This window comes from Mesorhizobium sp. (assembly GCF_041661565.1).
Lineage (GTDB): Bacteria > Pseudomonadota > Alphaproteobacteria > Rhizobiales > Rhizobiaceae > Mesorhizobium.
Map to the genome: position 1 here is coordinate 52,859 of NZ_JBAZUD010000009.1, position 8,966 is coordinate 61,824.

Genomic DNA, 8,966 nt, shown 5'->3' on the forward strand with positions numbered 1-8,966 from the left:
GAAGAACTACAACAAAGCAGGTTAACAAAGGGAAAAAGCCGGTGCGTTCGCAGCGGCATTTCAGTCCTATTCTTCACGTCCTCCGTCGAAAACGACGAGATGGCGGATGCGCCGCGCCCGACCGAGCGTCGAGATCGTCTCGGGCGCCTCGAGCTCATCGGGAACGAGCGACGGAACATCGATCGCCGAACGATTGTTGATCAACTCTTTCTCCGGATCGATGACGCGGATCGAATCGATCAATGCGTCGGTGATCGGGTCGGCGCCCAGCCAGAAAGGCTTTTCCACGGCGCTGATCACTCCCAGGCAGCGCGGATTCTCGATGCCGCCGTCGAGCGGCAAGGTGAGCAGTTCGAACCTGTTCGACCGGCCGCCCCGGCTGAAACCCTCGAAGTGGATGACCACGACCGACTTGTTCTCGAAAACGCCATGAATCAGCCGCGAAACCAGCCTCTGATCCTTTTCGCGCCACAGCGACGGAAACGAGAACCCCTTGAGTTCACGGCCATAATGGGCGCAGAGCCTTGTGCCGGCCAGCCGGAAAACGGCTTGCCCGCGTGTGTCCCGCTCCAGGATGAAGGTATCGGCCAGCAGCGACTTGATATCGGCCGGTTCGACCTCAGACCGCTTGGGGGCCGGGCGCCCGTCACGCAGCCGATTCCAATACTGGAACAGCGTGATCGATCCGTTCTGTTTCATGCTAGGCAGCTCCGCACGATCTGTCGTCTTGTGTCCCGTCGGTGAACAGAAGGGGCGCCCTCCGATGACTTACATGCGTTGGGGAGCAGGAAGCGTGCCAGCATCGTTAAGACTTGTTCACGGGTGGGGGTCGTTAAGGTTAACAATTGGTTGACGTTGCGCTGGGGCGGGGCTCGTGGCACATAAAAACCACTCCAGAAGCGGTCGTTTCGCGACGGTCGGCAGCACTTCATTAAGAGTTTATTAGGGGAGCAGGGGGCTCGACCGGCCGTTCAAGGGAAACCTTGAGCGGCTTTTTTTTGATTCGCTCTTCTTGATTCGGCCCTGGCGTGCAGCGCCCGAGAGCAATCGGAGCGCACCGGATACAGGGTCACAAGTGGGCAAGGTCATTCCGCGACCACCCAGCGAGTTAAGGCCATGATCGACGGTTCGCTGGTCACCATGCAAAATGCGGGCGCGGCCTGGCTGGCGCTGGCCACAATTTGTGGGTAAGCGGCGTGGATGGCCGCTAGAACAAACACCCGCACCGATTGTCTGAGCGCATGAGCGAACCCGCAGGTCCTTACGAAATCGAACCGGAGCCGGGCTCGCGGCGCGAGCCTGTGTTCAATCTGCCGCCCGTCGTGCTGGCGGTGATCGCCATCTGCGCTTCTGTCTATCTGTTGCAGCAATATGTGCTCACAGAGAGCCAGCAACTGACATTTCTTTACGACGGGGCCTTCATTCCCGTCCTCTACACCGGCAAGTACGGCTTCGACTGGTTCCTGTTTTCCAGGCCGTTCACCTATGCCTTCATGCATGGCGGTTTTGCCCATATCGCCATCAACATGGTCTGGCTTGCCGCATTTGGTTCGCCCTTGGCAAATCGCCTGGGTGCGCTCTGGTTCGCGATTTTCTTCGCCGTCACCGGCCTGGCGTCCGTCGTGCTTTTCTGGGCGGTTCATCCTTACGGAGAGGCGCCGCTCGTCGGGGCGTCCGGCGCGATCTCGGGCATGATGGGAGCCGCCGCACGTTTCGGCTTCCGGACCGACCGATCGTCCGGCAAGGCGGCCTTTGCAGGAGCGCCCCTGCCGATCGCGGCGGCGTTGCGATCACGGGGCGTGATCACCTTCCTCGCCATCTGGATGGTGATCAACCTCGTAACAGGCCTGATCGGCATCGGATCGGGGATTGACGGCCAGATCGCCTGGGAGGCTCATATTGGCGGCTTCGTCGCCGGCTTCCTCGGCCTGCGCTGGTTCGACCGGCGATGGTCGGCGCCCGAATGGGAGGCCCCCGACCACCGCACTTGAAATACGGCCGATCGCGGCGCACGATGTTCACACTTGCGCGAGCCGGTCAGGGCAGGGGGTCGGCGGGCGAAGCAGAGGAGGACGCCATGACGGTTAAGGCAATTCTGGAAAGAAAAGGCCACGATGTGTTGACGCTCGGGCCAAACGAAAAGCTCAGCGAGGCCATTCGACTCCTGTCCGAACACAAGATCGGCGCGCTGGTCATCACCAATGGCGATCGCAAGATCGTCGGCATTCTCTCGGAGCGCGACATCGTGCGGGTCATCGCCAGGGAAGGCGGAGCCGCGCTCGACATCGCCGTGCGTTCAGCGATGACGCCTAAGGTGAAGATCTGCAACGAGAACCACACCGTCAACGAGGTGATGGAGATCATGACGCGCGGCCGCTTCCGCCATCTGCCGGTCGAAAAGGACGGCATGCTCGACGGCATCGTGTCGATCGGCGACGTGGTCAAGCGCCGCATCGAGGATGTCGAGCGCGAAGCCGACGAAATCAGGGCCTACATCGCCACGGCGTGACGTGGCCTAGACTAGCGGTCGGTTCCACCCGCACCGGCGACGTGCTGGAGGCGAGCGATGAGGTCCTTGTTGCGGCAATAGTCCGGCGGCGCCTTCGGCTGCAGGTTTTCTTCGAGCCAGGCGGAGCATGCGCCTTGATGGCCGCAGGACCGGCATCGGTCGACCGCACGGTTGGTGACCGCCGCGTGGTCGGCAATGTGCTTCAACTGTCGGTCGAGTCCCAGCTTTCGCATCATGCGACCAAACAAGGCTGTCCTAGCGTCAACTGAAATCAGGTAGTCGACAAAGTTCATTTGGGTCACTCCTGCCTGTTGGCGATCCTGCCATGCCGGCGTCCGGAGACATTGATCCAGGTCAACAGGCAGGACGGCGTCGTCTCCCTTGCCAGTCCGCCCTGATTGATCTAGCCAACGGTTGATTTTGTTGGCCGATAGCGCCAGACATCGTGAACAATAAGTATCCGGATCGCCATGACCCTCATCGATACCCGCACGCCCGACGCTAAACGCCTGATCCCCGGCGCCACCGGCGACTGGGAGATCATCATCGGTCTCGAAGTGCACGCGCAGGTCGTCTCGGAAGCAAAGTTGTTTTCCGGCGCTTCGACGGCTTTCGGTGCGGCCCCCAACGCCAATGTCAGCCTGGTCGACGCGGCAATGCCGGGCATGCTGCCCGTCATCAACGAGGAATGCGTAAAGCAGGCGATCCGCACAGGTCTCGGGCTGAAGGCACAGATCAACCACAAGTCGGTTTTCGACCGGAAGAACTATTTCTACCCCGATCTGCCGCAGGGCTACCAGATTTCGCAGTTCAAGCAGCCGATCGTCGGCGAGGGTACCGTGATCGTCTCGGTCGGACCGGACCGGCAGGGCGAATTCGAGGACATCGAGGTCGGCATCGAGCGGCTGCATCTTGAGCAGGATGCCGGCAAGTCGATGCACGACCAGCACCCGACCATGTCCTATGTCGACCTCAACCGCTCCGGCGTCGCGCTGATGGAGATCGTTTCCAAGCCCGACCTGCGTTCCGGCGATGAGGCCAAGGCTTATGTCACCAAGCTGCGCACAATCATGCGCTATCTCGGCACTTGCGACGGCAACATGGATGAAGGCTCGCTGCGCGCCGACGTCAACGTTTCGGTACGCCGGCCCGGCGGCGAGTTCGGTACCCGCTGCGAGATCAAGAACATGAACTCGATCCGCTTCATCGGGCAGGCCATAGACTATGAGGCGCGCCGCCAGATCGCAATCCTGGAGGACGGGGGCAAGATCGACCAGGAGACGCGGCTTTATGATGCCGTCAAGGGTGAGACGCGCTCCATGCGCTCGAAGGAAGAAGCGCATGACTACCGCTATTTCCCCGATCCCGATCTTCTGCCTCTGGAATTCGACCAGGCCTATGTCGATGCCTTGGCCAAAGGCCTGCCGGAACTGCCCGACGACAAGAAGGCGCGGCTGATCTTCTCGCTCGGTCTTTCGACCTATGACGCCTCGATCCTGGTGTCGGAAAAGTCTATCGCCGATTATTTCGAGAAGGTGGCCGCCGGTCGCGACGGCAAGCTCGCCGCCAACTGGGTCATCAACGATCTGCTCGGACAACTGAACAAGGCCGGCAAGGACATTGAAAACGCTCCGGTTTCTCCGGATCAGCTCGGCGCGGTCATTGATCTGATCAAGGATGGCACCATCTCCGGCAAGATCGCCAAGGATCTGTTCGAGATCGTCTGGGCCGAAGGCGGCGACCCGCGCCAACTGGTTGAAAGCCGCGGCATGAAGCAGGTCACCGACAGCGGCGCCATCGAGAAGGCCGTCGACGAGGTGATCGCGGCCAATCCTGACAAGGCCGAACAGGCGCGTGCCAAGCCGAGCATGGCCGGCTGGTTTGTCGGCCAGGTGATGAAGGCCACCGGTGGCAAGGCCAACCCGCAGGCGGTCAACGATCTCGTCAAGGCCAAGCTGGGCATCGAATAGGTGTTTGTCCGTACCGCCGGGGAACGCGACCTTGCCGCCCTGCGGACGCTTCTGGTCGAAACCTGGCACGCGACCTATGACGCCATCCATGGCCCCGCCAGGGTTACCGAGATCACCGACGACTGGCATTCCATCGGCTCGCTGCGCTCCCGGCTGACGCGGCCGCATTCGGAATTTCTGGTCGCCGATGACGGCAAACGGATCGGCGGCATGGCTTTCGCGGCTGTCACCGCCGACGCGAAGGTCATCCTTCTCAACCAGATCTACGTCCATCCGGACCTCCAGCGGCGCGGCATCGGGCGCGCTCTGCTTGAAGAGATCGAGGCGAGTTTCCCGGAAGCCCGATTGCTGCGCGTCGAGGTCGAGGAGGCCAATGGCGGCGCCATTGCCTTCTACCGGTCGACCGGGTTCCTGCCTGCCGGCGATGCCGAGGATCCAGGCGACAATGCGAGGCTGGCGATCCGGAGTTTCGAAAAGCCGCTCGGATAGATTTCCGCCCACGTCCAGCCGAGGGGAACCGGTCGGCGTGATCGAAGCGGCGGCGACAGGTCCCTTATCAGCAGCTCCAGCCCGCTGATCGCCTGTCCCGGTCTTGTCGAAGACCGTCGCCAGTTTCTACTTGCGGTGCGCCTGGGCCTTGCAACCCATAGAAGGAATCGACCGTCAAAGGCACGTCGATGTCCATCTTTGGCCCGGCGGCCAGGAAAGGGCGCCTGTGACCCAGAGTCGCGCTGCAGTGGCTCCAGCACCGCGGGACGCCGCAGGAAGCCGAAAACCGGGCGGAGTTGCTAGCCGTATTGACAACAGCCAACTGGCTGAGCGTCAGCCGGCGGATGTCGACCAGCGTCGACTGCCAGCGATCGATGTCGGCGACTGAATCATGGATTGCCTCGAGAATCCGCGGCAGGGCGCGATCATCCCTGTCGTCAACGCAGACATTGTCCCGCTGGTGCTCGTCGTGAAGTTGGTCAGGCTCCACAAAAAGTGTGCTGATGTTGCACAATCGTATCGCCATGTAACCTGTTGATGCCGCTGTGCCTGTGGACTGTCGTTGGAAAGAGGCGGAGCCGACCTGACGTTGCGATCCGCCACATGTACGAACATTGGGATTGGCCCGACTCCGGCCGGCTCGATCCGTGAACAAACCATCCCGGCGTTTGCCGTGCCGGCTCACGACGGCTATGCAGGGATATGATCAGATTGTCCCGCATCACGGCGTTGGCGTTGCTCGCCATCATCGTCTTCACAACCCTGTCGCCGATCCAGATGCGGCCCCATTTGGTGGACGCGAATGGCGAGCGCGGCCTGGCTTACGTGCTGTTGGGCCTGGCCTTGGCGATCGGCTTTCCGAACCGTCTGTATCAAACCCTGATCTTTGTGGTTGTGACCGCGGGCGTGCTGGAACTGCTTCAGATCATCGATCCCGGCCGCCACGCGCGCCTCTTGGACGCGGTGGTCAAGGCGTCGGCTGGGGTCATTGGCATTGGCTTGGGCCAACTGATCGTCAAGGCCGTCGACCAGCGGGAGAAGAGAGCCGGCGGGGAGGCGGGCCCGAAGCGAAACCTTGCCGAGTGAACAGCCGCTCTATGCGGACGGAACGTCCACATTGTCGATCAGCCTGGTCTTGCCAAGCCAGGCGGCCGCGAGCACGCGCCCTTCGCGGTCACGACGCCATGGGGCAAGCGTATGGCTGTCGCGCGCCTCGACATAGTCGACTGACCGAAAGCCGGCCGCGATAAGCAGGCGGCTGGCTTCTGCCATCGCGGCCTGCTGGTCGGCGCCGGCGGCCAGGCTCGCCGCGGTATCGCGCAAGATCGTGTTGAACTGGCGGGCGACGGCGAGTTCACCTTCGTCGAGATAGGCGTTGCGCGACGACATGGCGAGACCATGCGCGTCGCGTATCGTCGGCGCGCCGATGATCTCAACAGGCAGGTCGAGATCGCGGCAAAGCTGCCTGACCACGCAAAGCTGCTGATAGTCCTTTTCGCCGAAGATCGCGACATCCGGGTTGGTCTGCAGGATGAGCTTTGCCACCACCGTGGCGACGCCATCGAAAAAGCTTGGCCGAAAGTCGGACTCCAGGCCGACGGAGGGGCCTCCAACGGAGATCCTGGTGGCAAAGCCGGCGGGATACATCTCGCTGACCGCCGGTGTGAAGGCAAGATCGGCCTTGGCAGCGCCCAGCAGGTCGAGGTCGAGGCCGAGCTGACGCGGATATTTGTCGAGGTCTTCGCTCGGCGCGAACTGTGTCGGATTGACAAAGATCGACACGACGCAGCGGTCGGCCCTTTCCTGCGCGATCCTGACCAGCGAGATATGCCCGTCATGCAGCGCGCCCATCGTCGGCACCAACGCCACGCGAAGGCCATCGCGACGCCAGTCGCGGATCTGGGCGCGAAGTGCCGAGACGCTGTCGACGGCGAGGGGGCGCGTCATGCGTCACTCCGGTTCGTAGCCGAAAAGACATGCGCCGGGCCGGGGAAGGTCCGGTTGCGCACCTCCGACGCATACAGCTCGGCGGCATGCGAGATCACCTGGCGCAGATCGGCGTATTCCTTGACGAATTTCGGCACGCGGTCGACGGTCAGCCCGACCATGTCGTCGATGACGAGGATCTGGCCATCGCAGTCGCCACTGGCGCCGATGCCGATGGTTGGAATGGAGATGCGGCGCGTGATGTCGGCCGCGACGCGCTCGATCGTGCCTTCGATGACCAGCGAGAACGCGCCTGCGCCCTCCACGGCAAGCGCATCGGCAAAAAGGTCGGCCACGTTTTCGTCCGTGCGGCCCTTGATCTTGTAGCCGCCATCCTTTTCCACCGATTGCGGCAACAGGCCGATATGGCCCATGACTGGAATGCCGGTCTCGACGATCGCCGCGATCTGTCGGGCCATGGCGACGCCGCCCTCGAGTTTCACCGCCTGGCAGCCGGTTTCGTCGACGACCCGCCGCGCCGAGGCAACGGCCTGCTCCGCCGAATCTTCGTAGCTGCCGGCCGGCAGGTCGACGACGACGCACGCCCTGGCCGATCCACGCATCACCGCCTGGCCATGCGCGATCATCATCTCGAGCGAAGCACCAAGCGTCGTCGCGTGGCCGTGGAGGACCATGGCGACGCTGTCGCCGACCAGCAGCAGGTCGACATGGCTGTCAAGCAAACGAGCGACGGGATAGGTGTAGGCGGTGAGGCAGACAATCGGCGTGCTGCCCTTTGCTCGGCGGATCAGCTCGGCGCTGATGCGGGTGTCGGTGGACGGCAAGTCCATAGCCAATCGTGAGCTCCTCGGCCCGAGGCCGTGTTCGATACCCGCAAGGGCGCGCAGAGCTTTAGAAAGTGCTGAAAGGCTTGGCAAGCACGCATCCGGCCATGCCGGAGATTCGAGGGGCCTGTATGCGGTTTTCGACAAGCCATTTGCGTGCTTGCCATGGCAAAACCCTTGCCTTCCAGTGGACCTGACGCCATAAGCAAGAAACTGGCGCCGTTGGCCCGAGGTTTCTGGAATGAAGATTTTCCTTACGCAGTTTTTCACCTGGTGGAACAGCCAGACGCTGGGAACGCGCTTTCACACCTGGCGGTATGGCAAGCAGGTCGGTCAGGACGAGACAGGCAATGTCTACTACGAGGGCGGCATTGATTCGGAAGGCCGCACACGCCGTTGGGTCATCTATCGCGACTATTCGGAGGCCTCCGCGATACCTCCGGGCTGGCACGGCTGGATCCATCATCGCGTCGACGCCGCCCCCCCCAGCGACAATTACAAGCCGCGCGAATGGCAAAAGCCGCATCTGCCCAACCTGACCGGCACCCCCGGCGCCTATCATCCGAAGGGCTCGGTGCTGACCAATCAGCATCGGCCGCAGGTCACCGGCGACTACGACGCCTGGACACCAGGGTCGTAGCGCCAAGGTGGTCGCGGCGGAGTGCGGGTCGGTCCGTTATCGCCACAATTGGTGTTTAGCAGCTTGCTGATCAGAAAACGGCGACTAGCCTTGGCGATCGACAGAATCACCCGGGCGCGAACCACCGGTATCCCTAGATGAACTTCTTAAGCCTGACATCGATGGGCGGCATGACCCTAGCCGCAGGCCTTGCCGTCAGCACGGGGACCTTCGCGGCCTCGCCTGAGCCGGCAACGCCCCCTCCGGCGGCGGTGGGCTCCGATCGCATCGCCAATCCGATTGCCGAATTCGCCGGCATCGACAAGATCACCGGTCGCATCATCACCTTCGATGTCTATATCGATGAGACCGTGCAGTTCGGCGCTTTGCAGGTGACGCCGCGCGTCTGCTACTCCCGGCCTCAAGCGGAGGCGCCGAAGACCGATTCCTTCGTCGAGGTCGATGAGATCACGCTCGACCGCAAGATTCGCCGTATTTTCACGGGCTGGATGTTTGCCGAAAGCCCGGGACTGAACGCCGTCGAACATGCCGTCTATGACGTCTGGCTGAAAGAATGCAAACAGAAGTCGGATGTGCCGGCCCCCGGC

The 8,966-nt window shown here is 62.3% G+C and carries 11 protein-coding genes; 7 read left to right on the forward strand and 4 right to left on the reverse strand.

Features of this window, described 5'->3' with window-relative positions; all coding sequences use genetic code 11:
- Positions 1-66 precede the first annotated feature (66 nt).
- A complete protein-coding gene (locus WC739_RS03300; RefSeq protein WP_372951593.1) occupies positions 67-699 on the reverse strand; it encodes a PAS domain-containing protein in 633 nt (210 codons plus the stop codon).
- Between the two features lie 542 nt (positions 700-1,241).
- Between WC739_RS03300 and WC739_RS03305 the strand changes: the two genes are divergently transcribed.
- Positions 1,242-1,991 (forward strand): rhomboid family intramembrane serine protease, encoded by a 750-nt coding sequence (locus tag WC739_RS03305; protein WP_372951594.1) that lies wholly within the window; start codon positions 1,242-1,244, stop codon positions 1,989-1,991.
- A gap of 86 nt (positions 1,992-2,077) precedes the next feature.
- Positions 2,078-2,509 carry a CBS domain-containing protein gene (locus WC739_RS03310; RefSeq protein ID WP_372951595.1) on the forward strand — a complete coding sequence of 144 codons (432 nt, stop codon included), beginning with the start codon at positions 2,078-2,080 and terminating at the stop codon, positions 2,507-2,509.
- An 11-nt stretch (positions 2,510-2,520) separates the two neighbouring features.
- On the opposite strand, the gene WC739_RS03315 is transcribed toward WC739_RS03310, so the two are convergent.
- Complete coding sequence (locus WC739_RS03315) at positions 2,521-2,802, reverse strand: DUF6455 family protein (protein ID WP_372951596.1); 282 nt, start codon at positions 2,800-2,802, stop codon at positions 2,521-2,523.
- 177 nt (positions 2,803-2,979) lie between these two features.
- Here WC739_RS03315 and gatB point away from each other — a divergent pair, with 177 nt between their 5' ends.
- The 3 genes from gatB to WC739_RS03330 all read left to right on the forward strand — a co-directional run bounded on the left by gatB (position 2,980) and on the right by WC739_RS03330 (position 6,054).
- A complete protein-coding gene (gatB, locus tag WC739_RS03320; protein ID WP_372951597.1) occupies positions 2,980-4,479 on the forward strand; it encodes an Asp-tRNA(Asn)/Glu-tRNA(Gln) amidotransferase subunit GatB in 1,500 nt (499 codons plus the stop codon).
- Positions 4,480-4,968: an N-acetyltransferase family protein gene (locus WC739_RS03325; protein ID WP_372951598.1), complete on the forward strand. Its 489-nt coding sequence runs from the start codon at positions 4,480-4,482 to the stop codon at positions 4,966-4,968.
- A 702-nt stretch (positions 4,969-5,670) separates the two neighbouring features.
- Positions 5,671-6,054: a hypothetical protein gene (locus WC739_RS03330; RefSeq protein ID WP_372951599.1), complete on the forward strand. Its 384-nt coding sequence runs from the start codon at positions 5,671-5,673 to the stop codon at positions 6,052-6,054.
- A gap of 9 nt (positions 6,055-6,063) precedes the next feature.
- On the opposite strand, the gene panC is transcribed toward WC739_RS03330, so the two are convergent.
- Together panC and panB are read right to left on the reverse strand one after the other, a co-directional pair.
- Positions 6,064-6,915, reverse strand: coding sequence for a pantoate--beta-alanine ligase (gene panC, locus WC739_RS03335; protein WP_372951600.1), 852 nt, complete (start codon positions 6,913-6,915; stop codon positions 6,064-6,066).
- A complete protein-coding gene (panB, locus tag WC739_RS03340) occupies positions 6,912-7,745 on the reverse strand; it encodes a 3-methyl-2-oxobutanoate hydroxymethyltransferase (RefSeq protein ID WP_372951603.1) in 834 nt (277 codons plus the stop codon). The genes panC and panB overlap by 4 nt, the downstream gene beginning before the upstream one ends.
- 235 nt (positions 7,746-7,980) lie before the next feature.
- Here panB and WC739_RS03345 point away from each other — a divergent pair, with 235 nt between their 5' ends.
- Both WC739_RS03345 and WC739_RS03350 read left to right on the forward strand, forming a co-directional pair.
- The gene (locus tag WC739_RS03345) at positions 7,981-8,379 is read left to right on the forward strand and encodes an NADH:ubiquinone oxidoreductase subunit NDUFA12 (protein WP_372951601.1); all 399 of its coding nucleotides are present in this window, start codon (positions 7,981-7,983) and stop codon (positions 8,377-8,379) included.
- 137 nt (positions 8,380-8,516) lie between these two features.
- The coding region (locus WC739_RS03350) for a DUF2155 domain-containing protein (protein ID WP_372951602.1) at positions 8,517-8,966 on the forward strand (450 nt) is incomplete at its 3' end.

Excerpts from the sequence above, each read along its gene's own strand:
- WC739_RS03300 (WP_372951593.1), bottom strand. The coding sequence starts at position 699 with ATGAAACAGAACGGATCGATCACGCTGTTCCAGTATTGGAATCGGCTG.
- WC739_RS03305 (WP_372951594.1), top strand. The coding sequence starts at position 1,242 with ATGAGCGAACCCGCAGGTCCTTACGAAATCGAACCGGAGCCGGGCTCG.
- WC739_RS03310 (WP_372951595.1), top strand. The coding sequence starts at position 2,078 with ATGACGGTTAAGGCAATTCTGGAAAGAAAAGGCCACGATGTGTTGACG.
- WC739_RS03315 (WP_372951596.1), bottom strand. The coding sequence starts at position 2,802 with ATGAACTTTGTCGACTACCTGATTTCAGTTGACGCTAGGACAGCCTTG.
- gatB (WP_372951597.1), top strand. The coding sequence starts at position 2,980 with ATGACCCTCATCGATACCCGCACGCCCGACGCTAAACGCCTGATCCCC.
- WC739_RS03330 (WP_372951599.1), top strand. The coding sequence starts at position 5,671 with ATGATCAGATTGTCCCGCATCACGGCGTTGGCGTTGCTCGCCATCATC.
- panC (WP_372951600.1), bottom strand. The coding sequence starts at position 6,915 with ATGACGCGCCCCCTCGCCGTCGACAGCGTCTCGGCACTTCGCGCCCAG.
- panB (WP_372951603.1), bottom strand. The coding sequence starts at position 7,745 with ATGGACTTGCCGTCCACCGACACCCGCATCAGCGCCGAGCTGATCCGC.
- WC739_RS03345 (WP_372951601.1), top strand. The coding sequence starts at position 7,981 with ATGAAGATTTTCCTTACGCAGTTTTTCACCTGGTGGAACAGCCAGACG.